This window comes from Stenotrophomonas sp. YJH_SMC_4 (assembly GCF_059371575.1).
The window spans coordinates 163,993-190,878 of sequence record NZ_JCAFUR010000003.1 but is presented as its reverse complement, the minus strand read 5'-3'; the positions used below and the strand labels follow the sequence as shown (position 1 = coordinate 190,878).

Below are 26,886 nucleotides of genomic sequence, written 5' to 3'. Positions count from 1 at the left end.
CATGTCCCACCCTCTGTCCACGCTTGGCGTGATCCATACCGCTGTCAGCCTGATCCCGGTGTTGAGTGGCCTGTATGCCTTCATTCGCCATCGCGCAATCGATCCCGCCACGCGCGCGGGCAAGCTGTACCTGGTGGGGCTGGTGCTGTCGGTGGCCACCTCGTTCACCGTGTCCAGCACGGGCGGGATCAACCCCGGCCACGCATTCGGGGTGATCGTGCTGCTGGTGGCATTCGGCGGCGTGCTGGCCGCGCGGCTGCGCTGGCTGGGGCGCGCAGCACCTTATGCATCGACGTTTGCGCTGTCTTTCAGCTTCCTGCTGTCGTTGGTGCCCGGCGTCAACGAAACGCTGACCCGCGTGCCGGCAGCGCATCCGATTGCTGCCGCGCCGATGGCCCCGGTGGTGCTGCACACGCTGCTGGTCTGCCTGGTGGTGTTCGTGATCGGCGTGGCCGCGCAGTGCTGGAGGCTGCGAAACCGTGCCTTGGCAGGACGATCCTGAGACGCCGCCGGTCACTCCGGCGCGGCAAGTGCGCCCAGCAGTGCCACCGGTTCGATCAGTGCAGCCGAGCGCGCCGGGTCAAGTTGAATGTGACGGCTGCAGAAGCCGAACGATCGGCCTGCGGCACGCTCGGGGACGCGTGCGCTCGCGTCCGGTGTCTCAATCTCCAGCACCTCATCCACGGCCAGCGCCAGCGTTGCGGTACCGGCATTGATCAACAGCATGGCCGGGCTGCCACCGTCGAATGCCGCTTGGCCGCTCATGCGGCGCAGGTCGACCACGGGTAATGGCTGCCCACGGACTTCCAGGGTCGGCCTGCCGTTGCGGTCTGCAGGGCCGAATGCCTCCAGGCCGCGAATTTCGACGGCAGCCTGGATGTCAATCGCGAACAGGGCGGTGCCTGCACGCACGATCACGATCTCGAACAGGTCGGCGGGCGATGCGCGTTTTTCCATTGCAGGTGGGGCGGGTACTGGCATGCGATGGGCGTGGCGAAGACAGCGGGAAGGAGGATCCTGATGATGACGCCCGAACGTAGCGCACGGCCGCGTCGGCAGGCGCACGCAAGGCGTCGGTTCAGTCTGTATCAGGCGGGGGCGCGTGGCGGCTCGACGGTGCCGATGCGTGGGAAATGCGGACGCAGCAGGCCAACGAGCTGATCCATGCCTGGAACGGAATGGCCAAATTCGTCCCATCGCGCATTGACCAGCCCGGACACGACGATCTGCCCGGTCTCGATGCGGGTCATCGCCCAGTAGGGTACGGCGCGTGCGCCGATTACCATGTCCAGTACCGGGGTGACGGCGGCGTGCGAACGACTGTCCTGGATGCGGCGCCTGACCGCCTCCAGGCCGTCGGGCGGGCCTTCGATGTACTGGAAAAACCGCTGCCCGTCGACGAGCAGCGCTCCGGTAACGTCCACCCGGCGATTGAACGCGGCAGAGCCCGAGACGATCTGGCGGAGGGTTTCATCGGAAAGCCCAGCCGACATGTGGCTGGAGTAAGCAAATGCGTGGAGCATGGAAGGGGCTTCGTGTGACGCCCATCACTATACGTGGGTCTCCACCGTCCGCCGTGAGCCTTTTCTCACGTGGCGCTGGAGAGCGCTGAGCTGGATCAGCAGCCCACCAGCCGATCCGCGCCAACACCGCCGCGATGCTGGCTGCGGTACTCGGTAGGGCTCGCATCGACCTGGCCCCGGAAGTGCCGACGGAACGATTCCTGCGAACCGAATCCAGCCTGCTCGGCAATCCACTGCAGCGGCCGATCGGTGGTTTCCAGCAGCTCGCGGGCGTAGGCGACGCGCTCGCGGATCAGCCAGTCGATGGGCGACAGGCCGGTGGCCTCCAGGAACTGCCGCTGCAGGGTGCGTTGGCTGAGTGCGGCCTGCTCGGCGAGGCTGCCCAGCGAGTGCGGCTCGCGCAGGTTGCGGCGCATCCATTCCATCAGCTTTGCCAGGCGCGTGGGCTCGCCATGGGGAATGGCGCGGCTGACACGCTGGCTGCGTTCGGCATCACGCCACGGCGCCAGTACCAGCCGTTCGGCCACCAGATTGGCCACGCGCGCACCGTAATCCTTGCGCACCATATGCAGCATCATGTCCATGCCGGTGGCCGAGCCGGCCGAAGTGATGATGCTGCCGGTATCCACGTACAGCGCATCCTCCCGCACATCGATGTGTGGGAACTCGCGTGCCAGCGCTTCGGTGAGGCGCCAGTGGGTGGTGGCCTGGCGGCCATCGAGCAGCCCGGCCCACGCCAGCACGAAGGCACCGGAGCAGATCGAAGCGATGCGCGCGCCACGGCCGTGGGCACGGATGAGTGCATCAAGCAGCGCCTGTGGCGGGCGCTCGCTGGGCTCGCGCCAACCGGGAATGACGATGATGTCGGCGTCATCAACTGTGCTGAGGTCGTAGGGAAGCTGCACCTGCGTTCCGCCAAGCATGCGCAGCGCACCAGGTTCACCCGCGCACAGCTGGGTGCGATACCAGGCCACGCCGAGTTCCGGCCGCACCGGCGCGAACAGGCCAACCGCACAGCCGAACTCGAACAGCCCTTGGCCGTGGCAGGCAACGATGGCGACGAGCGGTGCGCTGGGATCGGCGGGTGGGCTGGGCATGGCTTGATGCTACGGGTGGTGATGTGCGCCGCAGAATGCTGCGCGGGCATGAGGTGATGCCTGTGGAGCATGTGTACGGGGGGGGCATTCGTCTGGCTTGGGCACCCGACGGGGTAGAGTCGACTGTTAGTCGACTATCGCGCGCAGCGCGGGCTTCCAGGCGGTATCGCCAACAGCAGTCGACTAACAGTCGACTCTACCCCGTCGTTTGTCGCCCATCACCCACCACCTGCCACCCGCCGCTCGCCGTCCCATGGGCGTGGTGCGCAGGGCTGCCTAACGTCATTACCAGCAGTCATGTGGGTGGCCGGATGTTACGGCTGGGTGACGCGATCGCGCCTGTCGCGGTGGGCGGACAGGCCCTTGAATGGAAGCGTGTTTCCGGCCCACCCCCACGAGCCCCCATGCCTGCCGCCCACGCCCCTGTCCTGAGCACTCTCGCTGTTCTGATCACAGCCATCCTCGCCGCTTCGCCCAGCCATGCGGCTGAAGCCGATGCGGATCCTGCTGCCGCCGCTGCGACGGCCAACGTGGCCGCGTCCACGCTGGATGCCGTGGTGGTGACCGGCTCGCGCACCAGTACGCGTACGGTGAAGAACAGTTCCACGCCGATCGACGTGATCTCCGCCGAAGACCTCACCGCCACCGGCCAGGCCAACCTGCTGGAAGCACTGCAGCGCGCACTGCCGTCGCTCAGCCAGATTGGTGGCTACCAGAGCGACCAGGAGAGCCTGATTCGTGGCTACCAGCTGCGCAACCTGTCGCCCGGCTACACGCTGGTGCTGGTGAACGGCAAGCGCCGCAATGCCAGTGCCTATGTAAGCGGTGCCAATGGGGGCGGCTTCCCAGGCCATGCGTGGGCGGACCTGGCGTTGATTCCGGTGTCGGCCATCGACCACGTGGAAGTGCTGCGTGATGGTGCGTCGGCCATCTATGGCTCCGATGCGATTACCGGTGTGGTCAACGTGATCCTGAAGTCGCAGGCGCACGGTGGCGAGTTCGCCGTGGAAAGCGGGCAGAGTATTGATGGCGATGGCTCGCGAACCAGCGTGCGTGCCAACGTTGGCCTGCCGTGGGGTGCCGATGGCTTCGTCAACCTCTCCGGCGAGACCACCCGCCAGCATCATGCGATCCGCACCCGCCGCTACATCGATGGCTATCTGAGCTACCCGGCGGTGGATGGTAGCGGCAATCTGGTGGCGCTGCGGCCGAATAATCGATTGCCGGCCGGCGCATCGCCGAACCCGGCCGAAGCCAGCCGCAATGCCGAGGCCAACACCATCCTCAGCTCCCCGTCGTATGCGCTGAAGGCGTTCGCGGTGAACGTGGGCCATGGCCTGGGCGAGAGCGCGCAGTTCTACGCCAATGCCACCGCCAGCGATCGCACCGCGCAGGCGATCCAGAACTTCCGCCTGCCGGCGACCATCTTCACCACCTACAAGGCTCCAGGCGTGCTGAACGTGTTTCCCGATGGCTTCCTGCCGGTGCTGGAAACAAAGGAGAAGCAATACACCGGCACCGCGGGCGTGAAAGGCCAGATCGCAGGCTGGGACTACGACGCCAGCCTGACCGGCAACCGCAGCACGGTGCGTACCTATACGCGCAACTCGGTGAACTACTCGCTGCCGTACCCCCGTTCGCCCACTGACTTCTATGACGGCAAGCTGGACTACCAGCAGGGCATCGCCAACCTGGACCTGCGCCGTGGCTTCGAGGTGGCGGCGTTTGCGTCGCCGCTGGAGGTGAGCGCGGGCGCCGAGTACCAGCACGAACGATACGAGCGTGGGGCAGGGCAGTGGGAGTCATACACCGGCTTTGGTGCTGCGGCCTTCGTCGGCTATTCCACTGCGGACGCGGTGAAGGCGACCCGCAACAGCAAGGCGGTGTACGTGGGTGCGGCCAGCAACATCACCTCGCGCTGGTATCTGGATGCGGCGGCGCGCTGGGAAGACCATTCCGACTTCGGCAGTGTCTCCACCGGCCGCCTGACCACGCGCTTCGACTTCACCGACGCGTTGGGTGTACGTGCGACGGTCAGCAATGGTTTCCATGCGCCCAGCCTGGGCGCGCAGTTCTACCAGGCCACTGGCAGCTGCCCGTGCGGTACCACGCTGGTGGCGCAGGTGTCTTCGCCGGCAGCGGTTGCGCTGGGTGCTACGCCGCTGAAGCCCGAGAAGGCCACCAACTACAGCCTGGGCGTGACCTGGGACCCGAGCCCGGCGTTCCACTTGGCCGTGGATGCCTACCAGATCGACATCCGCGGCCAGCTCGGCCAGTCCAGCCAGATCGGCTACAACGCGCAGGATCCTGCACGCGTCACCGACAACAGCGGCACGGTGCTGAGCGCGGCGCAGAAGAACACCATCGATGCGCTGCTCGGGTCGGCCGGCATCAGCATCCTGCCGGGTGATGCGTTCTACGCCAGCTACTTCACCAACGTGGGCAATACCCGTACGCGCGGCGTCGAGCTGACCGTGGAAGCGAACCAGGAAACGGCCTGGGGCAAGCTGCGCTGGAGCTACGCGGCCAACGTGGGGCGCACCACCATCCAGAAGATCAGCGACATTCCGGCGGCGCTGCAGGGGCTGCCGAACATCAACCTGTTGACCAAGAGCAGCGAGTACGCGCTGCGCTTCCGTACGCCCAGCTACACGCAGGTGGCGGGGTTGGGCTGGCAGAACGGGCGCTGGCGCTCGAACGTCGACTTCACCTACTACGGCCCGATCAAGCGCCTGAACAACGGCGTGGAGTACAAGCAGCCGCCGGTGCTGGTGACCAATCTCTCCGGTGCCGTGGAACTGGGCGCAGGCTGGAGTGCGGCGCTGGGCATCAACAACGTGTTCGACAAGCGCACGCGCAAGGTGCCGGAGTACGCGCGCAGTGCCACCGATGTGGCGAGCATCGAGACGACCTGGGACAACGGCGATGTGCTGGGCAACGTCGGCGCGTACTGGTACGGGCGGGTCAGTTACCGGTTTTGAGGTTCACGCCAAAGGCGGCCGGACGTAGTTCGGCATCATCGAGGAGCATTTCATGTCTTCTGCATTGAAGGTGGTGGCAGTGGTGGGGTCACCGACCAGCTCGGCGACGTCGCGCACGTTGCTGCTGGTGCGGCACTTGTTGGCGTCGTTGCAGCAGCGGGTGCATGCCAGCGTGGAGCTGGTGGAGCTGGCGCCGATCGCGCGTTCGCTGGGGCAGTCGCTGTCGCGCGATGAAGCGGAGCCAGCCGTAGAGCAGGCACTGCAGGCAATCGAGGCGGCCGGTCTGCTGGTGGTGGCGACGCCGGTGTATCGCGGTTCCTATCCCGGGCTGTTCAAGCACCTGGTCGATTTCATCGGGCTGGAAGCGCTGGTGGATACGCCGGTGCTGCTGGCGGCGACCGGTGGCAGCGAGCGCCATGCGTTGGTGATCGACCACCAGTTGCGGCCGTTGTTCAGTTTCCTGCAGGCGCACACGCTGCCGATCGGGGTGTATGCCACGCCTGCCGACTTCGATGGCGAGCACATCAACAGTGCAGCCTTGCAGGCGCGCATCGCACTGGCGGCCGAGCGCGCGGCAGGGCATCTGGCTCCGCAGGCGCTGGCGGTACCGGCGCCGCTGCGAAGGATCGCCTGACGGCATAACCGGCGGCGCTTTGCTTATGGCCAAGGCGCATCTGCATGGCCGGATCTGACCGCCGATTGTCGCCTGGCATCGCCGTGCCGACCGCCGTCATCTCTAGCATCGATATCGAAGCGGCATCGCATTGCCGCCCCCCCGATGAGGACGACCCCGTGAGTCTGGACGCAACCGACAAGCCCATCCTGTTCCTGCTCGACCGTGAGTTCGAGGACGGACAGATTCCCGGCCAGCGCTTCTTCTGCCGGCACAGCCTGTTGCTGGAAGGTGCGCTGTCGAGCATCGACGGCCTGGACGCGCAGCTGGACGTGCGCCGCATCGGTTTCGCACGGCCGCGCCGGGAGGTGATCGCCGAAATCGGCGAGCAGGACCAGTCGCTGCCGAAGCTGGTGCTGCCGCAGGGCGTGCGCAGTGACCTCGCGAGTGGCGTGCACCAGGACCGCCAGTACATCTCCGGTGCCGAACCGATCCTGGCCGCGCTGAACGGGTTGCTCGGCATCCCCGTGGCCCATCCCTGAGCGAGGACGCGACCATGAGCTATCAGATCAGCGTGTTGGACAAGAGCCCGGTGGCCGAAGGCGCCTCGCCGGAGCAGGCGCTGCGCAACAGCCTGCAGCTGGCGCAGCGCGCCGAACAGCTGGGCTATCACCGCTACTGGTTTGCCGAGCACCACGCCGCGCCGACGTTGGCCAGCCCCGCACCGGAAGTTCTGGCGGCCTGGGTGCTGGCGCAGACCCGGCGCATCCGCATCGGCAGTGGTGGGGTCATGCTGCGCCACTACGCGCCGTACAAGGTGGCGGAGAACTTCAACCTGCTGGCGGCGCTGGCGCCAGGTCGTGTTGACCTGGGCGTGGGCAAGGCGCCCGGCGGCCTGCCGGCCTCTACCGCTGCATTGGCAGCGGGGCGCCCGGCGTTCGCCGACTTCGACCAGCAACTGCGCGATCTTGAGGGCTATCTGTCCGGCGCCGACGCCGATGTGCTGGCGCGGCCGATTCCGCAGCGGGCGCCGGAGCGCTTTCTGCTCGGTGCCAGCCCGCAGAGTGCACGGCAGGCGGCCGAGCTGGGCTGGCGTTTCGTCTACGCCGCGCACTTCGACGGCGACCCTAAGCACATCGAGGCCGCGTTCGACGCCTACCGCAACGTCTCCTCGCAGCCACCGCTGCTGGCTACGGTGGCCTTCGCCGCGCCGACTGCCGAAGCCGCAGCGCGTCATATCGGTGCGCTACGCGTCTACAAGCTGCACCTTGGTCCCGGGCAGACGGTGAACCTGCCCAGCCCCGAAGCGGCTGCCGAGTACGCACGCCAAGTGGGCGTGGCCGACTTCCGCATCGAGGAAACACGCCCGAGCGTGTTGTCTGGCGATGCGCAGCACGTGCGCGGCGAACTGGACGCGCTGCATCGGCGCTTCGGCGTGGGTGAATTCATCCTCGATGCGCCGGTGGCCGACCTCGACGCACGCCTGACATCCCTTGAACTGCTGTCGCCCGCGCCGCGCGCGGCGGTGGCCTGACCTGCAGGAGCGATTCCATGAGCACCACTCCGCGCCACATTCCGTTCGGCATCATGTTGCAGGGCCCCGGCAGCCATATGCATGCCTGGAAGCATCCGTCCAACCCGGCCGATGCCAGCGTCAACCTGCAGTTCTACATCGACATTGCGCGGACCGCCGAGGACAACGGCATCGCGTTCGGCTTCGTGGCCGACGGCCTGTACATCAACGAAAAGTCGATTCCGCACTTCCTCAACCGCTTCGAGCCGATCTCGCTGCTGTCGGCACTGGCCACGGCGACGAAGAAGATCGGCCTGGCCGGTACGCTGTCCACCTCCTACAGCGACCCGTTCACGGTGGCCCGCCAGTTCGCCTCGCTGGATCTGCTCAGCGGCGGCCGTGCTGGCTGGAACGTGGTGACCTCACCGTTGGAAGGTTCGGGTCGCAACTATGGCCGGCCGCACCCGGAGCATGCGCTGCGCTACCAGATCGCCGACGAGTACCTGGAGGTGGTGCAGGGGCTGTGGGATTCGTGGGATGACGATGCCTTCGTGCGCGAGCGCGACAGCGGCACGTTCTTTGCGCCGGAGAAGTTCCGCCGGCTCGACCACAAAGGCCGCTTCTTCCAGGTGGAAGGCCCGCTCAACATCCAGCGTTCGCCACAGGGCCAGCCGGTGATCTTCCAAGCGGGTTCGTCTGACGACGGCATTGCGTTGGCTGGCAAGTACGCCGACGCGGTGTTCACCCATTCGCCGTCGCTGGAAGAGACCCGCGCGTTCACCCAGAAGGTGAAGAACTCGGCGATCGCGCACGGCCGCAGCGGCAATGACGTGAAGATCTTCCCGGGCATCGGTCCCATCGTCGGCCGCACTGCCGAGGAGGCCGAAGCCAAGTACCAGGCGATTGCCGCGCTGGCCACGCTGGAAGATGCGCTGGCCTACCTCGGCCGCTTCTTCGATCACCACGATTTCAGCCAGTACGACCCGGATGCACCGTTCCCGGAGCTGGGCGACATCGGCAGCAATTCGTTCCGTTCCACCACCGACCGCATCAAGCAGGATGCGCGTGAGAAGGGCCTGAGCCTGCGCCAGGTGGCGTTGGAAGCGGTGAGCCCGCGACCAAACTTCATCGGCACGCCGGAGCAGGTGGCCGATGAGCTGATCCGTTGGTTCGACGCCGGTGCCAGCGACGGCTTCATTCTTGGTTTCGCCGCACAGCGCGAGGGCCTCGAGGATTTCGTGACCCAGGTGCTGCCGATCCTGCAGGCCCGCGGCTACCACCAGCGTGAGCTGCAGGGGCAGACCCTGCGTGAGCATCTGGGGCTGCCGTACAAGGCCAGCCGGTATGCGGCCGATGCCGAACCGGCGCGGAAGGCGGGGTAGGGCGATGAGCGGAGAGAATTCGGTCTCGCCCGGCCATGCCCGGCGAGACCCCGCGTACATCGGCGTGCTGCCCGAAATCGCGGCACGCGCCGAGGCGGCCATCGCGATCCGCCATGACCTGCACCGGCATCCGGAGCTGGCCTTCGAGGAGCACCGCACCAGCGCCCGTGTGGCCGAGCTGCTGCAACAGTGGGGCTATGAGGTCACCACCGGGCTCGGTGGCACCGGTGTTGTCGGCACGCTGCAACGCGGGCAGGGCGGCCGTCGTCTCGGCCTGCGCGCCGACATCGATGCACTGCCGATCCACGAAGACTCGGGGCTGGCCTACGCCAGCCAGAACGAAGGGCTGATGCATGCCTGTGGCCACGATGGGCATACCGCCATCCTGCTGTCCGCCGCGCATTACCTGGCCCATCACGGCAATATCGACGGCACCCTGCAGCTGGTGTTCCAGCCGGCCGAGGAGACGGGTTCGGGCGCATCGAAGATGATTGCCGACGGCCTGTTCGAGCGCTTCCCGGTGGACGCGATCTATGGCCTGCACAACTGGCCGGGCGTGCCGGTGGGCCACTTCGGCTTTGTCGATGGCCCGGCGATGGCGTCGGTGGACTGGGCACGGCTGAAGGTGATCGGAAAGGGTGGCCACGGTGCCGAGCCGCAGGGCAGCGTGGATCCGATCCTGGTCGCCGCGCACATCATCACTGCGCTGCAGAGCGTGGTGTCGCGCAATGTCGATCCGCGGCAGATGGGCGTGGTCACCGTCGGCTCGATCCACGGCGGCCAGGCCGCCAATGTGATCCCGGACGTGGTCGAGCTGAAACTGACCGTGCGCGCTTACCTGCCGGAGGTACGCGACACCCTGCGGCGCCGGGTCACCGGGATTGCCGAGCAGACCGCTGCCGCGTTCGGTGCGCGCGCCGAGATCGAGTTCCCGCGCGGTTTCCCCAGCGTGATCAACCACCCGCAGCAGACTGCCTACATCCGCGAGGTGGCGCTGCAGGGCTTCGGCAGTGAACATGTAGTGCCCGAATTCGCGCCGCGCACCGCCAGCGAGGATTTCGCCTTCCTGCTGCAGGCGCGGCCGGGCAGTTTCGTGTTCGTCGGCAACGGCGACAGCGCGCCGCTGCACAGCCCGCGCTACGTGTTCAACGACGCCGCAATCGCACCCGCCGCCAGCCTGTGGGCACGGCTGGCCGAAGACTATCTGGTGAAGGACGTGGCATGAGCAGCAACGAACGCTTCTTCTACACCTCGGTGGATGATCCGCTGGCACGGCCTCTGTTCGATGGCCTGGAACAGGAGTACGACAGCCGCTACGCCGACGTGCGCCGACGCATCGGCGGCAGCGCCCGCGAGGAGCTGCAGCGCTACCCGGCGCAGGCCTTTGCGGCCCCGGTCGGTGCCTTCGTGCTGCTGCTGCGCGACGGGGTGGCGATCTCCGGCGGCGCGTTCATGCCGCACCGCGATCCGGATACCGCCGAGTTCAAGCGGATCTGGACGTTGCCCGGGCTGCGTCGCCAGGGCATCGCGCGGCGCGTGCTGCAGGAGCTGGAAGACCAGGCGGCGCGGCAAGGATACCGGCGGGTGTTCCTGACCACCGGCTTCCGCCAGCCTGAAGCGGTTGGCCTGTACCTCAGCCATGGTTACACCGCGCTGTTCGATCTGGATGCGGATCCCGAAACCATTGCGCACCTGCCGTTCGAAAAGCACCTGCGGGCAGCGACGCCCGTCATCGTGCCTGCGCAGACCCAGCTGCAAGGAGCCCACGCGTGAGCACGCCTTCGACCGCGCTGGATGGCATTGCAACCCGGCCCGCGCCAGCGCCCGCGTTGAAGATCGTGCCGGCCCGGCATCCGCTGCAGGTGTTCGGCACAGTACTGGCACTGGCGCTGATCCTGATCGGGCTGCAGTCCGTACTGGGTAATCCGCGCTGGGGCTGGGGCACCTTCGCTGAGTGGTTCTTCGCACGCCCGGTGCTCGAGGGCCTGGGCCGCACGCTGCTGCTGACCGCGCTCGGTACCGGTCTCGGTTTCGCACTGGGCACCTTGCTTGCGCTGGCCCGCGTCTCTGGTTCGCCGCTGCTGTCGGCGGTGTCGTGGGGCTACGTGTGGTTGTTCCGCTCGATCCCGCTGCTGGTGCTGTTGCTGCTGCTGAACAACCTGGGCTACCTGTACAGCACCATCGAGCTGGGCGTGCCGTTCACCGGCATCAGCCTGTTCTCGTACCCGACCACGCAGCTGATCGGTGTGTTCACCGCCGCGGTGCTGGGCCTGACCCTGAACCAGGCCGCGTTCTCGGCCGAGGTGATCCGCGGTGGCATCCTCTCGGTCGACCACGGCCAGTACGAGGCCGCGGCCGCACTCGGCCTGCCGCGCGGTCGCCAGGTGCGCCGCATCATCCTGCCGCAGGCGATGCGTTCGATCCTGCCGGCCGCGTTCAACGATGTGATTGGCCTGGCCAAGAGCACCTCGGTGGTCTACGTGCTGGCGCTGCCTGAGCTGTTCTACACCGTGCAGGTGATCTACCGCCGCAACCTGGAAGTGGTGCCGCTGCTGATGGTGGCCACGGTCTGGTACCTGGTGATCCTGACCGTGTTGTCGCTGCTGCAGCGGCGCGTGGAACAGCGCTTCGCGCGCGGCCAACTGCAGCGCGAGCGTTCGGTGTCGCGAGTGTCATCGCCCCCGCGTGTGCAGAGCGATGCCGCGCCGCGCGTGGCCAACCGCCCGCGCATCGCCACCCAGGTTGAAGCGGGCGAGGGCGCTGCGGTGTCGCTGCATGGTGTGGGCAAGGTGTTCGGCGAGCAGCCGGTGCTGGAAGACGTGAACCTGGACCTGCGCGCTGGAAGCGTGACGGTTCTGATCGGCCCGTCCGGCGCCGGCAAATCCACGCTGCTGCGGCTGATCAACCACTTGGAGCGTGCCGACAGCGGCTATGTGACCGTGGGCGGCCAGCTGATCGGCTACCGCCGCGAGGGTGACACCTTGTACGAACTGCCCGAGCGTGAGATCCGCCGCCGTCGTGCGGAAGTGGGCATGGTGTTCCAGGGCTTCAACCTGTTCCCGCACCTGACCGCGCTGGAGAACATCATCGAAGCGCCGATCGCAGTACGCGGTGTGCCGCGCGCGCAGGCCGAGCAGCAGGCGCGCACGCTGCTGGAGCGGGTCGGCCTGGCCGACAAGGCCGATGCGTTCCCGCGCCAGCTGTCCGGTGGCCAGCAGCAGCGCATCGCGATCGCCCGCGCGCTGGCGCTGCAGCCGAAGGTGCTGCTGTTCGACGAACCCACGTCGGCGCTGGATCCGGAACTGGTGGCCGAGGTGCTGAGCGTGATCGAAGAACTGGCCCGTTCGGGTACCACGCTGGTGATCGTCACCCATGAGCTGAGCTTCGCCCGCCGCGTGGCCGACCACGTGGTGATGATGGACCAGGGCCGGGTGATCGAGCAGGGCACGCCCGAGGCCCTGTTCGAGCGCCCGCGCCAGCAACGCACCGCCGATTTCCTGGCCAAGACCCTGTAACCCTCAAGGAATGCCATGAGCCCTGCAGCACCCCGTCGCCCCTCACGCAGCACCTTGTTGATCGCAGGCGTGCTGGTCATCGGCATCGCCGGCATCGTCTACTCGCGCGTGCGCCAGGCCCCGGATGCCGGCGCCGTGGCCGCGACCAGCCTGGCCGGCGCGAACACCGCCATCCTGAAGGGCACGCTCGACCCGAAGGCGCAGGCCTTGATTCCGGCTGGCTACCGCTTCGTCACGCCGGGCGCATTCACCGTGGCGACCCACCCGGGGCAGCTGCCGCTGGCCGATTACGGCGCCGACAGCAAGGACGTGGTCGGTATCGAGCCCGACATCGCACGGCTGATCGCCGATGCGTTGGGCCTGAAGCTGGTGATCGTGCCGGTGGCGTGGGCCGACTGGCCGCTGGGGCTGGAATCGGGCAAGTACGATGCGGTGCTGTCGAACGTGACGGTCACCGAGGAGCGAAAGAAGAAGTTCGATTTCTCCAGCTACCGTTACGACCTGCTGGGCATCTACACGCGCACTGATGGGCCGATCCAGAAGATCGAAAAGCCGGCCGACGTTGCCGGGCTGAAGGTGGTGGTCGGTGCCAGCACCAACCAGGACCAGATCCTGCGGCAGTGGGACCAGCAGAACATCGCTGCCGGCTTGAAGCCGGTGGAGTACCAGTACTTCGATGACGCGGTGGTCGGCCGGTTGGCGGTGATCACCGGGCGGGCCGATGTCTCGTTCGAGCCCAATGCCACCGGCGCGTACTCGGCACGCGACGGCAAGGTGCGGCGCGTGGGCCTGTTCCCCGGCGGATGGCCGAACGCTGCGGCGATCTCGGTGACCACCCGCAAGGGCAGCGGCCTGGCTGATGCGGTGACGCAGGCGCTGAACACGCAGATTGCCAGTGGTACCTATGCGCAGGCGCTGAAGCGATGGAACGTGGCCGAGGAAGCCGTGCCGCAGTCGCAGACCAATCCGCCGGGGTTGCCAACGTTGCAATGACACCGGGCGTGGCCCGGGTGACCCCCCGCTTTGTAGAGCCAAGCCTTGCTCGGCTGCTTTACCAGCGCGCCTCCAGCGTTTTGAACGGTTTCGCCAGCCGCACACCCTCGGCATCGAAGTCGGAAACGCTATGCCCATCCACACGCACCGTCTTCGGCATGGTGCGCGCCGGCCACCAGACTTTCACTGCCGTCCCGCTGCGCAACCCCTTGCCCAGCGTGACCGTCAGCGTGCCGTCGCGCTGCCGCGCCTGCATCTGCAACGTGCCATACGCGGTCGGCAGCCGCTCCACCGCCAACCCATCGCCCGCCACCCACGACAGCGGCGTGCCCGGCAGCAATGACAATGCATCATCGTCTTCGCGCATCAGCATGCCGAACAGCGTGCGGCCATACTCGGCACCAATCCAGGTATGCGGCATGTCGCCCAGGTAGCGGGGGAAACGCAGCCGCGAGTGCACGACCTCGGCCAGTACCTGCCACTCAAGCGGGCGCCGATCATGCAGCAGTCCCTGCAGCAGCTCATCGGCAACCTGCGGTTGGCCCAGGTGCACATAGCTCAGCACGTTGCGGATCTCATACGGCGTATAGGCGTACAGCGCTTCGGGCTGGCTGCGCTTGCGCACATCCTCCAGATAACGCGCGAAGGTGGTCCGCAGTGCCTCGGCGGGCAGCACGCTCTGCGCACCGGTGGGGTCCAGTGCGATCGATACGCCGGTTGGATCGCCATCGCCCAGGTCGGCCGAGGAGGGGATGAAGTCGATGCCCTTCCACGCCATCGTCGCCTGGATAGAGGCGTGCAGCGCGCCGTAGAGCAGCTTGTATTGCTCGCGCGCCCAGACAGCAGTCTCGTGGTCGCCCAGTGCCTCGGCCAGCCACGCGCCGTCGTGCCAGCCCTTCAGTCCCCAGTAGTCATCCCAGTAGCTGTGGGTGGGCGAGGGGTAGCCCTCGTGGCTGATCGACGGCGCAATGATGCCCGCGAAGCGTTCCGGTGCCGGCTGGTCGGCCTTGTAGCCGGGCACCAGCGTGCGCTCGCGCAGTTCCTGCAGAAAGCGCAGCGCCGCTTTCACTTTCGGCAGATAGGCGCGCACTGTTTCTGGCCCGCCATCGAGGCGCGCGACATCGGCCACCAGCGTCACGTACTGGCCCTGGCTGTCGTACTCGATGTCCGAACCAAAGCCGGTGTTGACACTGCCATCGTCGTTGAGGATCGGCGAGACCAGGCCGTTGGCATGCACGCCGTGTTCGCTGTACCAGGCCAGGTAGTCGCGCGCGACGCGTGCTTCGCCCATGCGCAGCAGCACCGCCGAGGTGGCCATGCCGTCGCGGATGAAGGAGCGGTTGTAGTTGCGGGGCCCGGGCTGCATGGCCGGGCCGGTCTGGTTGATCAGCATGTAGGCGGCCTGCGCGCGCAGCATGTCGACCAGTGAGGGATCGGGCAGGCGCAGCCCGACCTGGCCCAGCCGTGCCTGCCAGTCCGCAGAGGCCTGCGTGGCCAGGGAATCGAACGCCGTATTGGCATCGCGGGGCAGCGTGGCCAGATCAAGCGCAGGCGCCTCGGGCAGTGCGCCCTTGCTATCGGCGGCGGCAGTACCCAGCGGGAACGCGACCACGATGGCATCGCTGGCGCCCGGTGCCAGTGATACACGGTAGTTGAGCGCGGCGGCGGCAAGACCCTGGTCATCACGCGCCTGTTGCGTGGAGGGCAGCTGGCCGGCAGCCAGGGTCGCGGTGATTTCCGTTGCGCCTTCCCTGCCAAACGGCGCCGCGCCGGACGCAGCCACCGGCGTGAGCGACTGCAGCAGCGTGCGTCCATTGATGCGCACGGCCTGTCCATCGATCGCCACATCGCGGATGGGTGACAGCCCGCCGTTCTGCCACGGTGGATTCATCTGCATCGGGCGCACGACCAGGCTGAGCGTGCCGTCGATCCTGGTGCCGCCGGTGTTGTGCAGGCGATGACGCAGGAAGGTCACCGGCTGGCCATTGCGCTCGATGGCGAACGCTTCACTGCGCAGCTCCAGGCCAGGTTGCGGTGACCAGGTAGCGGAGGGCATCGGCTTCCAGCCGTCCCGCAATGCATGCTGCACGTTCTGCCCGGCCGCACCCGCAGTGCTCCCATCGGCGCTGCGCCAGATCGGCTGCACCAACGGCGCGCCCTTGAAGGCTTCCAGGTTTCCGTACTCGTCGAAGATCGATTTCTGTCGTCCTGCGTGCACGCCGACGGCCGTCCAATAGGTCTGCTGCATCTGCAGTGAGGCTGGGAACAACGGGCGCTCCGCGCCGCTGGCGGCGATCTGATACTGCTTCATCGGTGTCATCACGGCTTTTGGGCCGAGCAGGCGCAGGCGTGCCACCTTTGGTGCAGATCCATCCACGCTCAGGCGGAATGCACGCACGGCCTGTGCGGCATTGGCGGCCAGCCAGCTCTGGCGGTGGCTGGCCGCCTGCGCATCGTGCGCGAGGTCCTGCCACCGGCCCTGTGCATCCTGAACCTGCAATCGGGCAGGGCCGCGGCTGCCATCAGCCCAGTCGACCACCAGACCAGCCGTCGATTGAGCCTGCGGCAGCGTGATCTCTAACGCATGGGATCCATTTGTCCCGGCCGGAATCGGGACGGTGCCGCCGCCTTGCCAGAGCGCTGCTGCCTGCGTTGCATCGATACCGCTGATGCGTGCGCTGAGCGTGCTGTCCAGCGGCTCCATCTCGAAGATCGACACGCCCCAGTCGGAAGTGCGCTGCGGACTGGCCAGCCGCAGATAGCGCGCCTGCCGCGGCGCGAAGTACAGCGTTTCCACATCGCCCAGTGAATCGGCCATCGTGTACGCGGTCTGCCACTGCGTGCCATCCAGTGAGGTCTGTAGCGAATAGCCTTCCGGATTGGAGACATCCCAGGTGAGGCGCGCGCCGGACAGCAGGGTGGGCGCGCCCAGGTCGATCTGGAACCAGTGGCCGGGGCTGAAGGCGCCGCCGGTCACGGTCTTCGGGTCGCCGTCGATCAGGTGGCCGATCGCCATCGCCGGTACCTGTTGCGATGAACTGCTGGCCTGCCATTGGCTGCGCGGGGTGAGGGTCTGTGCCTGTGCGCTGGAGACCAGGGCGGCCAACAGCAGGGCCGCGGCAAGGCGCAACGGGAAAAGCGGGGTGGAGACCTTGGAGCGTTCGGCGCGCAACGTCATTACTGGCAGCCTCGCAGGATCGACCGGAATCGGGCGAGCGCTACGCTAGCAAGGGATGTAATCGGTTACATGACGCACTGCAGCGCCGCTGGACGCTGGCCCCGCCATCACGGGAGGGCTGACGGATGTGGCTCTGGACGTGTAGCGCGGATTGGCTAGGGTCACATCGCAAGTCTTTTAGTTTGGTTGTCATTTGACAACTTACGTGAGCCGTGTGCAGACTATGGAGAACAAGGAATGTCTCGAGCGCGTCATCCAGACAAGGACATCGAAGCGGCGTTGCAGTTCGCGGAGGACCGCGGGTGGAGGCTCCGTATGGCGGGCGGCCATGCGTGGGGCCGGATGTATTGCCCTTACAACGACACCGATTGCCGATGCGGGGAGTTCTGCATCGTGAGCGTCTGGAGCACGCCGCGAAGCGGCAGCCATCATGCAAGGGCCTTGCTGCGTGTGGTCGAGAACTGCAGTCGTGAGCAATGAGATCAGGCTTCGTCAGTAGCGAAGGGGTCAATCATGGAATTCAACTTCACCCTGAAGTACCGCTTGCCGGACACAGGCAATGAAATCGGCGTCCTCGAGCAGCGCCTGGCCGAAGGCGGCTGTGACGACGCGCTTGTGGGCCTTGGGCTGCCGGGACGGCTGGCCCTGGCGTTCTGCCGCGAAGCAGACAGCGCAGGGGCTGCCCTGCGTTCGGCGCTGGACGATGTGCAGCGGGCCGTGCCCGGTGCCGAACTGGTTGAAGTGAGCCCCGATCTGGTGGGGCTCACTGACGTCGCAGACCTGCTCGGAATGTCGCGCCAGAACATGCGGAAGCTCATGCTGGCCAACCCGCAGTCGTTTCCGTCCCCCGTGCATGACGGCTCGACCTCGATCTGGCATCTGGTCGACATTCTCGGTTGGCTGCGAGCGCGCGGCAGCGGGAAAGTCACGACGGAAATGACCGAGCTCGCCGCCGCTGCGCTGCAGATCAATCTGGCCCGGGAAGGGCGCAGGCTTCACCCGAAGACGTAGCAGCGGCCAGAATCGGAGCCCATCGCATTACAGCTCCACCGTCTCCCACCATCGCGTACCCGCCTGCGGCGCCTGCATGTCCAGTGCTTCGCCCATCATCGGCGTGGCCACCGGCACATTCTTTGCGGCCGCCAATGCCGTGATGCGCTCGAACGGCTGCTGCCATTCGTGCAGGGCCAGGTCGAAGGTGCCGTTGTGGATCGGCAGCAGCCACTTGCCGCGCAGGTCCAGGTGCGCCTGCAGCGTCTGTTCCGGCTGCATGTGCACGAACGCCCAACGCGGGTCGTAGGCACCAGTCTCGATCATCGTCAGGTCGAACGGGCCGTACTTTTCGCCGATGGCCTTGAAGCCGTCGAAGTAGCCGGTGTCGCCGCTGAAGAAGATGCGGAAGTCGCCGTCCTGGATCACCCATGACGCCCACAGGCTACGATCACTGTCGCCCAGTCCGCGGCCGGAGAAATGCTGGCCGGGGGTGGCGGTCAGGCGCAGGCCATTGGCCTCGGTCGATTGCCACCAGTCCAGCTGTTCGACCTTGCTGGCGTCCACGCCCCAGGCGATCAGCTGGTCGCCGACGCCGAGCGGTGCAATGAAGCGCGCGGTCTTGCCGGCCAGCTGCATCACCGCTGCGTGGTCGAGGTGGTCGTAGTGGTTGTGCGAGAGGATCACGCCGGCGATCGGCGGCAGTTCATCGATGCTGATCGGTGGTGCATGGAAGCGGGCCGGGCCCATCCACTGCACCGGCGAGGCGCGTTCGGAGAACACCGGGTCGGTCAGCCAGTACTGGCCGCGCAGCTTCAGCAGGATCGTGGAGTGCCCCAGCCGGAACAGGCTGCGATCCGGTGCAGCATCCAGGGTGGCGCGGTCCAGCGGCTGCACCGGAATCGGGTGCGCGGGCACGGTGCCCTTGGGTTTGTTGAAGAGGAACGTCCACCAGATCTCCAGGCCGTCGCGCAGGCCCATCGCTGGACGGGGCAGGGCATTGCGGAACTTGCCATCACGGTACTGCGGCGACTCGGGGAAGTCGGGAAGGGACCAGGACTTGCAGAAGGTGTAGGCGGTCACGGCGAGGATTCCAAGCAGGAGGACAAGGAGCAGGCGCTTCATGGGTGACGTCCGCTGAGTACACTGCACAGTGTAGTTTCGGGTTTTCCAAAAGTACACTGCCGAGTGTAAAATGGAAGCTTCCGTTCAGTTATCCGGTTCCCGCCATGCCTCGTGCCCCGCAACGCCTGACCGACCGCAAACGCGAAGCCATCGTGCGCGCGGCGGTGGAGGAGTTCCGTGCCGCGGGCTACGAGGCGACCAGCATGGACCGCATTGCCGAGGCGGCCGGGGTCTCCAAGCGCACCGTCTACAACCACTTCCCGAGCAAGGAAGCGCTGTTCTCGATGATCCTGGAGGAGCTGTGGGAGCGCAGCGTGGCCAGCGACACATTGCCGTACCGCGCCGACCAGCCGCTGCAGGCGCAGTTGCTGCAGTTGCTGGGGCAGAAGCTGGAATTGCTCAGTGATGCCAACTTCATCGATCTGGCGCGGGTGGCGATGGCCGAGATCATCCACTCACCGGAGCGTGCGCAGGCCATCGTCTGCCGCATGGGTGAAAAGGAAAGCGGCGAGAGTGCGTGGATCCGCGCGGCCATCGCTGATGGCCGCTTGCGTGAGGTTGATCCGGAGTTCGCTGGCCACCAACTGCACGGGCTGGTGAAGAGCTTTGCGTTCTGGCCCCAAGTTACGATGGGGCAGGCGCCGTTGAACGCACAGGAGCGTGCACGCGTGGCCGAATCGGCGGTGGCGATGTTCCTGGGTTTCTACGCGGTCTAGCTGGCGGCGAAGCGGAGGAATTCGTCGGCCGGCAGCGCCGCCGAGTACAGATAGCCTTGGCCGACATCCACGCCCAGGGCCCGCAGCTTCTGCTCCTGCGCCAGGGTTTCGGTACCTTCGGCCACCACGATCGCGCCGCAGCGGTGCGCAACCTCGACGATGAAGCGCACGATCGACTGCGACTTGGCGTCGGACAGTGTGGCGATCAGCGCCTGTTCGATCTTGACCTCGGCGATGGCCAGCTGCGAGAGCAGGATCAGGGTTGAATAGCCAGCGCCGAAATCATCCAGCGACAGGGTGACCTCCGCCGCCAGCAGCTGTGCGATGTTGGCATCTACCACGTCGCGCTCGACGATCTCGGTCCATTCGACGATCTCCAGGCGCAACATCACGCCAGGCACATCGTGCAGCTGCAGCAGTTCCTGCAGGCGCAGGCCGAAGTCGGGCAGGCGCAGTGACTCGGCCGAAACGTTCACTGCGATCTTCAGTTGCCAGCCATCGCGTCGGCACTGCTGCAGGAAGTGGATGGCCGACTGCAGCGTGGCCCATTCCAGTTCAGCCAATCGCCCCTGCCGGCGCAGCAGGGAGATCACCCGCATCGGCGCGATCAGCCGGCCCTCGCCGTCGCGCATGCGCAGCAGTGCTTCGGCGCCGACCAGTTGACGATCCTGCAGGCGATGCTTGGGCTGGTAGCACAGCGGTGCGTCGCCCTGCTGCAGCCAACGTTCGAGAGCGACTTCGATCAGGGCGTCGATCTCGCTGTCGCGCTGGATCGGGTCGTCGAAGAACACGACGCCGGATTCGATCGCACTCAGTGCAACGGTGATCGCACGGAACGGAAGATGTCCTTCGTCGGCATCTACGGGGGGCTTCAATTCGACTACTGCACAGCGGAACAGCGGCCGGAAACCGGGCCAATCGCGGCCGACCTGCTCGGCCAGGTTGCTGGCCAGCTCGGTGATCTGGGGCTGCGTGCGCAGTTCGGACAAGGTCAGGTCGCGCACCAGGATCGCCAGCGCGGCATCGCCGAACTGGTAGATCTCCAGTTGCGTGGCCGGCAGCGAGGGCAGCAGCCGATGTACTTCTTCGGTGCTGTCGCGCTGCCAGATACCGTTGTCCTGCAGCGGACCATAGCGCAGGCGCAGATCGCGCAGGTTGCCCATCTCGGCCACGATCAGGCAGGCCTTGCCGATGCCGTCGTTGTCGCGCCAGTAGTGCTGCAGGCGTTCGCCGAGCGCACGCATGTTGGGCAGGCCACTGATCGGATCGATGCGCAGCCAGGCCTGTTCGCGCTGGCGTTGTGCATCGATCTGCGCATCGTTGTAGACCAGTGCGAACACCGCGCCGAGCATCAGCAGTGAGAGTGGCAGTGCCAGCAGGCGCTGGATTGCCAACTCCTCCACGGGTAGCTGATGGGCGCCGATGATTGCTACCCCCAGTGCCAGGCCCAACGCAGTGACGACGATACGAACGCCCCAGGCCTGCAGGATCAGACGCAGCGAGAGTTCATTGAGCATGCGCGGGTGCAGGCGCCTGCGCAGCCAGACGCCGGCCAGCATCTGCAGCGTGGCCTCGAGGCCGGCAGGCAGGAAATACTGGGTGCCGGCGAACTGGTAGCGGGCCAGCAGGCTGGCGCCCAGGCAGGCCAGGCCACCGCGCCAGCCGCCGAGCAGGCCGCTGACCAGCAGGATGTCGAAACCCAGGTGGAGCTTGACCACGCCCTGGCTGTAGCGGGCCACGAACCAGGAATTGAACAGGTAGATCAGGCCCAGCGCCACGCCCACGTACAGACGGCGGCCTTCAATGGCGTGGCCGGCGCGGCGGGTGGCGATCAGCAGCACGCCGATCATGCCGATCACCGCCGTGGCCTGCAGCAGGTACAGCGGCAGGCTGGGCAGGGCGCTGTCCAGGACCTGGGCCGAAACCCGTGAAAGCGCATCCATAGCAGGTTCCCGCCTGTGACCGACGGCCAGTGACGAGCAGCGTAGTCGCAGCAGCGCGCAGGTTCAATTGCGCTGGCTGCGTTCGGGCAGGAGGTGTTCTGCCATGAAATCCACGAACGCGCGTACACGCGGCTGCTGATGGCGATGGCTTGGCCAGAGGGCCCAGAAGGTGCTTCGCTCAGTGCTCCATGGGTCCAGAACGCTGACGAGCGAACCGCGGTCCAGCGCATCACGCGTGGTGAAGTCGGGCAGGCACGCAATGCCATGGCCATCGATGGCCATGTGCAGGATCGTCTCAAGATGATTGGCGGTCATTGCGGCAGTCAGCCGGGTTTCAGCGCCTCCCTCACGTGCGGGCAGTGGCCAGCGTTCGATCAGGCCGGTGCCGGGAAAGCGATGGAGGAGGCATGCGTGGCCGCTCAGCTCGTCCGGGTGCTGCGGCGTGCCGCGCTGGGCGAAGTACGCAGGGGCGCCCACGCACAGCAGGCGGGTACTGCCGAGGTTGCGGCCGTGCAGCCGGGAGTCGGCGGGGCTGCCTGTGCGGACGACGGCATCGAAGCCTTCCTCGATGACATCGACCAGGCGGTCGCTGAAGTGCAGGTCGAGTTCGATGGCGGGGAAGCGCTGCGCAAACGCCGAAAGCACCGGCAGCATCAGACCGCTGGCGAGTGGAAGACTGACCTTCAGGCGACCGCTGGGCGCGGCCTGGGCATCGGTCAGTTCGCGTTCTGCCGCAGCGACCTCGATCATGATGCGGCGGCAGCGTTCAAGGAACTGCTCGCCTTCGGCAGTCAGGCTGACGCTGCGGGTATTGCGATTCAGCAGGCGGGCGCCCAGGCGCTCTTCCAGCCGGGCGATGGTCTTGCTTGCGGCCGAAGGGGTGATGCCACGCTGTCGTGCTGCGGCCGCGAAGCTGCGTGCTTCGGCGACCAGAACGAAGAGGCTGAGACCGGCAAAGCTGTCCATGACGTGGCCATTGATGACGTTTGTGTCATTAAAGTATGGAGCGAATGACGGATTCTTACGCAATAGCGTCGTCGATAGCATCAATGCGGTGGCGCTTGGCCACGCTCGAGTTTCATCGACATGTCTGTTGCCTCTGCTGAGACGGCCGGATCATCACGCTTTGGCGTGGTGCTGGCAGGGTGTCTGACGGCGCTCACCATTCCCTTGAGCATTGCCAGCCCCGCCGTGGGCATTCCTGCCATCCGGGACGCGCTGGGCGGTTCCCCTGCGGCGTTGTCCTGGATCATCAACGCCTATCTGTTGACCTACGGCTGCACCACGCTGGTGGCCGGTGGACTGGCCGATCTGCATGGCAGGCGCCGGATCTGGATTCTGGGCGGCGCGTTGTTTGCGCTCGTCACCGGCCTGATTCCCTTGATGCCCGATGTGGCGTGGATCAATGTCCTGAGACTGCTCCAGGGGATGGCGGCGTCGGCAGCGTTTGCCGGCGCGATGGCGTCGCTGGCGCAGGTGTTCGACGGCCAGGCGCGGGCAAGGGTTTTCAGCCTGATCGGCACCACCTTTGGTGCAGGGGCCGCAGGCGGTCCGCTGCTGGCGGGCGGGTTGATCGATGCGCTGGGCTGGGAATGGGTGTTCTTCCTGCCTGCGTTGCTGGCCGCCTTGACCGTACCGCTGGTCGCCCTGTCATCCGCCGAATCGAGAAACGCCGGTTCGCCGCGCCTGGATTGGCTGGGGGCCATCACCTTCATGCTGGCGCTGGGCTCACTCACCTACGCCATGATCGTGTTGCCGGAACGTGGCTTGCTGCATCCGCAGACGCTGGTACTGCTGGCGCTCCCGGTGGTGTTGCTGGGCCTGTTCATTGCCGTGGAGCGCTCCCATCGAACACCTCTGCTGGATCTCGGCCTGTTCCGCAACCGGCGCTTTGTTGGCGTGCAGATTCTCGCCGCTGCACCCGCGTTCTCCTACGTCGTCCTTCTGGTCGTGCTGCCGGCGGGCTTCATCGGTGTTGAAGGACTGCGACCCACCGAGGCTGGACTGGCGATGGCAGCACTGTCTGCACCCTTGCTGGTTGTTCCGCTGGTTGCCGGTTACCTGCTGCGCTGGATTCCGGCGCGGACGCTGTGCTGTGCGGGCCTGCTGATCGGTGCGCTTGGGCTGGCATGGCTGGCGCAGGTGTTCCAGTTCCCGTCGGTGCGCTGGATGCCGATGCTGGTCATCGGAATCGGCATCGGCCTTCCCTGGGGGATCATGGATGGCCTGGCGGTCAGCGTGGTCGGCAAGGAGCAGGCCGGCATGGCCGCTGGCATCTTCAATGCGATGCGACTGGCAGGCGATTCCATTGCCCTCGCGCTTGTCGGCATCATGCTCTCGGCCCGGATTGGCGGGAACATGATGCTGGAGGCCGGCGTCGTGGCCCGTGCCGCCGTGCACAGGCTGTCCATGGGCGACCTTGGCGGAGCGGTGGAGGCATTGCCCGGCCTTTCGAGAACGGCGCTTGCCCAGGCATACGTGGAGGCCGTCCGTGGCCAGCTGTTTGTCCTGGCGATGGCGACCGTGCTGACCGCCATCGTGCTTGGGTACCTGTTGCGCGAAGAGGTCGAGCCTGGCCTGAGCAGGGGCAGTCAGTAGCGCGGGTCGGCGATGGCCGGCAGCACCAGTTCGCGCACGAAGCCGGACGGTGACAACTGCAGCAGCGCGCGCACCATCGCAACGACGTCGTGCACCGGCACCAGCTCGCCGTCGCCGCGCGCTGCGGCCTCTGCCACCGGCACCGACAGCGCATCGTCGGTGTTGAGGTAGCCCAGCTGCAGGCTGGTCACCGCCAGGCGGCGATCGCGGAAACCCTCGCGCAGTGCATCGGCGATGCCGTTGAGTGCGAACTTGGATGCACCGAACGCCACTTCCGGGCGGCCGCTGCGCGGCAGTGCCGAGGTCGACCCGGTCAGCACCAGCTGCGGGCGTGGCGCGCCCAGCACCCGCGGCAGCAGGCGCTGCAGCAGCACCAGGGTCGCGGTGATGTTGACGTCGACCAGCTGGGTGAGTGCGGCATCGCTCTCGTCGAGGAAGGCGTACTCGTCGCTGAAGGCGGTCTCTTCCCAGATGCCCAGGTTGTGGATCAGCACATCCAGATCGGCCGGTGCCTGCGCTGCGATGTGATTGGCAGCCAGGGTGGGTTGGGACAGATCGGCCTCGATCCACTGCAGGATGACACCCTCGGGGCATTCAAGGTCGCGCGGACGGCTGCGCGAAACGCCGATGACGGTGTCGCCCGCACTGCACAGGCCTTCCACGAACGCCCGACCCAGGCCCCTGCTGGCGCCGATGACCATCAATTTCATGTTGCTTCCTTGTTGTACTGCGGCGGCCTCAGTCGGCAGCCAGAATGGTGTCCCAGTCGGCGAACGCGCGCAGGCCGCTGCGCTCGGCGGTAATGATCGAGGCGGTGTTGTCGAGCTGGCAACGGTACTGAGGCTGCAGCCCGGCCGCCTGCGCGGACATGGCCATGGCGTGTGCCAGCTGGCGCGCGTGCCCGCGACCGCGGGCCTCGGGCAGGGTCAGCACGCCCATGTCGGCCAGGGCTGGATTCAGGCTCCACGGGTACATGCTTCCCGCGGCAACCAGCCGCTCGCCATCGAAGGCACCGAACACCTGCCAGTGGTCCAGCTCGACCCAGGCGGCATCGAGATCCTCTTCGCTGGCGTTGGCCTGGAACACCTCGAACGCGGCTGCGTCGGCCGGGTCGAGACGGCGGATAAGTGGTGGTGCAGGGCGCGCGGCCAGGGCCGCAAGTTCTGCGGCAGGGAAGTAGAAGACACGATCCGCACCATGCGTGCGCTGGCCGAGCTGCTGCAGGCGCTGTTGCAGCTGTGCCAGCGTCCAGTGCAGTTGCGCGTGCAGGTGCAGGCGAGCCGCCAGGGCAGGGCGCAACAGTGCGCGAGCGGGGCCCACGACCGGCTGCAGCAGCATGCCGTCCTCGCCCTCGTCGAAATCATCGCTGCACGCCAACTGCAGCTGTGGATCGTCCCGCAGCGTGCGCTGCCCGGAGAACACGCCGCGCCAGGTCGCATCGATCAACGGGGCAAACACATCATCCATGACCGGTGTCTCGCTCAGTGCCGGGGCAGGTCCACCTGCAGGCCGGCGGCCTTCCATTCGGGGTAACCGGCGGCGAGCCGCTGCGCGGTCAGTCCGGCCTCGCGCAGCATCGCCACCGCATCGTTGGACAGCACGCAGTAGGGGCCGCGGCAGTACGCGACAATGTGGACGGCACGCGGCAGTTCGTCCATCCGTGCACGCAGTTCCGTAACGGGAATGTTCAGCGCGCCGGGCAGGTGGCCCAGATCGAATTCCTCGCGCGGCCGCACATCCAGCAGCACCACGCTGCTGCGTTGTTCCAGCAGCTGCTCCACGGTCAGTCCTTCCAGCGCATCGCGGCGCTGCAGGCTGTCGTGGATCACGCCGTGCATTTCGCTGCGCTGGTGGTCGGCATAGTCGCGCAGTGCGGCCAGCAGGTTGCCCAGCGGGCCATCACCGCTGCGATAGAGGATGCGCTTGCCGTCACGGCGGGTCTGTACCAGGCCGGCACGGCGCAGCTGCTGCAGATGCTGGGAGGTATTGGCCACAGACAGGCCGGTCAGTTCGGCCAGGCGTTCCACGGCGCGCTCGCCCTGGGCGATGTGCTCCAGCAGGGCCAGGCGATGGGCATGGCCGAGCGTGCGGGCGATCTCGGCCAAGGCCTCAAGCGGTGAGGGTGGTGGCTCTGTTGCAGCGTTCATGCGCGGCACGCTAGCATCGCTCTATCATTCAAGCAAATAATTGAAGGTTTGCGATATGTCTGGCCAGGCAACATTCGTGATGGATGCGGTGGTAGTCGGCGTGGGAGCGACCGCAGTAATGGACCTGTGGGCGGTGGTGCAGCGGCGGCTGTTCGGCATTCCCTCGTTGGATTTTGCGATGGTGGGCCGTTGGCTGGGGCACCTGCCGCGCGGGCGCTTCCGCCACGACGGCATCGGCCGCGCGGCAGCGGTCAGTGGCGAGCGCGCGCTGGGCTGGACCGCGCATTACGTGATCGGGGTGGTTTTCGCGGCGTTGTTGCTGGCCGTGGCAGGGAGCGATTGGGTGCAGGCACCCACCCTGTGGCCGGCGCTGGCCTTCGGCATTCTCAGTGTTGCCGCGCCGTTCTTCATCCTGCAGCCGGGCATGGGTGCCGGCATTGCCGCTTCGAAGACCCCGGCGCCGGGCAAGGCACGCCTGCGCAGCCTGGTGGCGCACAGCGTGTTCGGCGTGGGCATGTACCTTTCCGCGCTGCTGTTGGCCGCGGTTCGTGCAGGGTGAGCGAAAATCGGTG

At 66.7% G+C, this 26,886-nt stretch carries 24 protein-coding genes; 14 read left to right on the top strand and 10 right to left on the bottom strand.

Annotated elements, in window-relative coordinates; all coding sequences use genetic code 11:
* The first annotated feature begins 1 nt into the window (after position 1).
* On the top strand, positions 2-502 hold the full coding sequence (locus tag AC5P9F_RS07005; RefSeq protein WP_005413048.1) for a hypothetical protein: 501 nt from the start codon (positions 2-4) through the stop codon (positions 500-502).
* Between the two features lie 11 nt (positions 503-513).
* Here the strand turns inward: AC5P9F_RS07005 and AC5P9F_RS07000 are convergent, their stop codons facing one another.
* The 3 genes from AC5P9F_RS07000 to ftrA form a co-directional block, all read right to left on the bottom strand.
* Entirely contained in the window at positions 514-1,065 is a 552-nt protein-coding gene (locus AC5P9F_RS07000) for a chemotaxis protein CheW (RefSeq protein WP_224481844.1), read from the bottom strand.
* A gap of 23 nt (positions 1,066-1,088) precedes the next feature.
* Complete coding sequence (locus tag AC5P9F_RS06995) at positions 1,089-1,523, bottom strand: BLUF domain-containing protein (protein WP_329751044.1); 435 nt, start codon at positions 1,521-1,523, stop codon at positions 1,089-1,091.
* 95 nt (positions 1,524-1,618) lie between these two features.
* Positions 1,619-2,620 (bottom strand): transcriptional regulator FtrA, encoded by a 1,002-nt coding sequence (gene ftrA, locus AC5P9F_RS06990; RefSeq protein WP_164225675.1) that lies wholly within the window; start codon positions 2,618-2,620, stop codon positions 1,619-1,621.
* 404 nt (positions 2,621-3,024) lie between these two features.
* Between ftrA and AC5P9F_RS06985 the strand changes: the two genes are divergently transcribed.
* The 9 genes from AC5P9F_RS06985 to AC5P9F_RS06945 all read left to right on the top strand — a co-directional run bounded on the left by AC5P9F_RS06985 (position 3,025) and on the right by AC5P9F_RS06945 (position 13,617).
* Positions 3,025-5,601 carry a TonB-dependent receptor plug domain-containing protein gene (locus AC5P9F_RS06985; RefSeq protein ID WP_164225402.1) on the top strand — a complete coding sequence of 859 codons (2,577 nt, stop codon included), beginning with the start codon at positions 3,025-3,027 and terminating at the stop codon, positions 5,599-5,601.
* Between the two features lie 52 nt (positions 5,602-5,653).
* A complete protein-coding gene (msuE, locus tag AC5P9F_RS06980) occupies positions 5,654-6,235 on the top strand; it encodes an FMN reductase (protein WP_065184096.1) in 582 nt (193 codons plus the stop codon).
* 158 nt (positions 6,236-6,393) lie between these two features.
* Positions 6,394-6,756, top strand: a complete 363-nt coding sequence (locus AC5P9F_RS06975; RefSeq protein ID WP_005409341.1) for a DUF3088 family protein — start codon at positions 6,394-6,396, stop codon at positions 6,754-6,756.
* 14 nt (positions 6,757-6,770) lie between these two features.
* Complete coding sequence (locus AC5P9F_RS06970) at positions 6,771-7,748, top strand: MsnO8 family LLM class oxidoreductase (protein ID WP_065184097.1); 978 nt, start codon at positions 6,771-6,773, stop codon at positions 7,746-7,748.
* A 17-nt stretch (positions 7,749-7,765) separates the two neighbouring features.
* Positions 7,766-9,109 (top strand): LLM class flavin-dependent oxidoreductase, encoded by a 1,344-nt coding sequence (locus AC5P9F_RS06965; protein ID WP_164225404.1) that lies wholly within the window; start codon positions 7,766-7,768, stop codon positions 9,107-9,109.
* Between the two features lie 4 nt (positions 9,110-9,113).
* Complete coding sequence (locus tag AC5P9F_RS06960) at positions 9,114-10,334, top strand: M20 aminoacylase family protein (RefSeq protein WP_164225405.1); 1,221 nt, start codon at positions 9,114-9,116, stop codon at positions 10,332-10,334.
* A complete protein-coding gene (locus AC5P9F_RS06955) occupies positions 10,331-10,882 on the top strand; it encodes a GNAT family N-acetyltransferase (protein ID WP_043035039.1) in 552 nt (183 codons plus the stop codon). The genes AC5P9F_RS06960 and AC5P9F_RS06955 overlap by 4 nt, the downstream gene beginning before the upstream one ends.
* Entirely contained in the window at positions 10,879-12,624 is a 1,746-nt protein-coding gene (locus tag AC5P9F_RS06950) for an amino acid ABC transporter permease/ATP-binding protein (RefSeq protein WP_080334809.1), read from the top strand. Before AC5P9F_RS06955 ends, AC5P9F_RS06950 begins: the two co-directional genes overlap by 4 nt.
* A 15-nt stretch (positions 12,625-12,639) precedes the next feature.
* Positions 12,640-13,617, top strand: a complete 978-nt coding sequence (locus AC5P9F_RS06945; protein WP_024956912.1) for an ABC transporter substrate-binding protein — start codon at positions 12,640-12,642, stop codon at positions 13,615-13,617.
* Between the two features lie 58 nt (positions 13,618-13,675).
* On the opposite strand, the gene AC5P9F_RS06940 is transcribed toward AC5P9F_RS06945, so the two are convergent.
* A complete protein-coding gene (locus AC5P9F_RS06940) occupies positions 13,676-16,795 on the bottom strand; it encodes a discoidin domain-containing protein (protein ID WP_099497617.1) in 3,120 nt (1,039 codons plus the stop codon).
* 513 nt (positions 16,796-17,308) lie between these two features.
* Here AC5P9F_RS06940 and AC5P9F_RS06935 point away from each other — a divergent pair.
* A complete protein-coding gene (locus AC5P9F_RS06935; protein WP_012479990.1) occupies positions 17,309-17,806 on the top strand; it encodes a helix-turn-helix transcriptional regulator in 498 nt (165 codons plus the stop codon).
* A gap of 27 nt (positions 17,807-17,833) precedes the next feature.
* On the opposite strand, the gene AC5P9F_RS06930 is transcribed toward AC5P9F_RS06935, so the two are convergent.
* Positions 17,834-18,910 carry an MBL fold metallo-hydrolase gene (locus AC5P9F_RS06930; protein ID WP_099524057.1) on the bottom strand — a complete coding sequence of 359 codons (1,077 nt, stop codon included), beginning with the start codon at positions 18,908-18,910 and terminating at the stop codon, positions 17,834-17,836.
* 104 nt (positions 18,911-19,014) lie between these two features.
* Here AC5P9F_RS06930 and AC5P9F_RS06925 point away from each other — a divergent pair, with 104 nt between their 5' ends.
* A complete protein-coding gene (locus AC5P9F_RS06925) occupies positions 19,015-19,626 on the top strand; it encodes a TetR/AcrR family transcriptional regulator (RefSeq protein WP_049430342.1) in 612 nt (203 codons plus the stop codon).
* Here the strand turns inward: AC5P9F_RS06925 and AC5P9F_RS06920 are convergent.
* Together AC5P9F_RS06920 and AC5P9F_RS06915 are read right to left on the bottom strand one after the other, a co-directional pair.
* Entirely contained in the window at positions 19,623-21,569 is a 1,947-nt protein-coding gene (locus AC5P9F_RS06920) for an EAL domain-containing protein (RefSeq protein WP_099524056.1), read from the bottom strand. The genes AC5P9F_RS06925 and AC5P9F_RS06920 overlap by 4 nt on opposite strands.
* Before the next feature lie 63 nt (positions 21,570-21,632).
* Positions 21,633-22,616, bottom strand: coding sequence for a LysR substrate-binding domain-containing protein (locus AC5P9F_RS06915; RefSeq protein WP_425524967.1), 984 nt, complete (start codon positions 22,614-22,616; stop codon positions 21,633-21,635).
* 84 nt (positions 22,617-22,700) lie between these two features.
* Between AC5P9F_RS06915 and AC5P9F_RS06910 the strand changes: the two genes are divergently transcribed.
* The gene (locus AC5P9F_RS06910) at positions 22,701-24,167 is read left to right on the top strand and encodes an MFS transporter (protein WP_329751035.1); all 1,467 of its coding nucleotides are present in this window, start codon (positions 22,701-22,703) and stop codon (positions 24,165-24,167) included.
* Here the strand turns inward: AC5P9F_RS06910 and AC5P9F_RS06905 are convergent.
* Genes AC5P9F_RS06905 through AC5P9F_RS06895 form a run of 3 tightly spaced genes read right to left on the bottom strand, consistent with a single transcriptional unit; the run spans position 24,161 to position 26,314 of the window.
* The gene (locus tag AC5P9F_RS06905; RefSeq protein WP_164225407.1) at positions 24,161-24,877 is read right to left on the bottom strand and encodes an SDR family NAD(P)-dependent oxidoreductase; all 717 of its coding nucleotides are present in this window, start codon (positions 24,875-24,877) and stop codon (positions 24,161-24,163) included. The genes AC5P9F_RS06910 and AC5P9F_RS06905 overlap by 7 nt on opposite strands.
* 28 nt (positions 24,878-24,905) lie before the next feature.
* A complete protein-coding gene (locus tag AC5P9F_RS06900) occupies positions 24,906-25,634 on the bottom strand; it encodes a GNAT family N-acetyltransferase (RefSeq protein ID WP_164225408.1) in 729 nt (242 codons plus the stop codon).
* Positions 25,635-25,648: 14 nt separating this feature from the next.
* Positions 25,649-26,314 carry an ArsR/SmtB family transcription factor gene (locus tag AC5P9F_RS06895; protein WP_005409356.1) on the bottom strand — a complete coding sequence of 222 codons (666 nt, stop codon included), beginning with the start codon at positions 26,312-26,314 and terminating at the stop codon, positions 25,649-25,651.
* Between the two features lie 55 nt (positions 26,315-26,369).
* Here AC5P9F_RS06895 and AC5P9F_RS06890 point away from each other — a divergent pair, with 55 nt between their 5' ends.
* On the top strand, positions 26,370-26,873 hold the full coding sequence (locus AC5P9F_RS06890) for a DUF2938 domain-containing protein (RefSeq protein ID WP_065184103.1): 504 nt from the start codon (positions 26,370-26,372) through the stop codon (positions 26,871-26,873).
* The last annotated feature ends 13 nt before the right edge of the window (positions 26,874-26,886 follow it).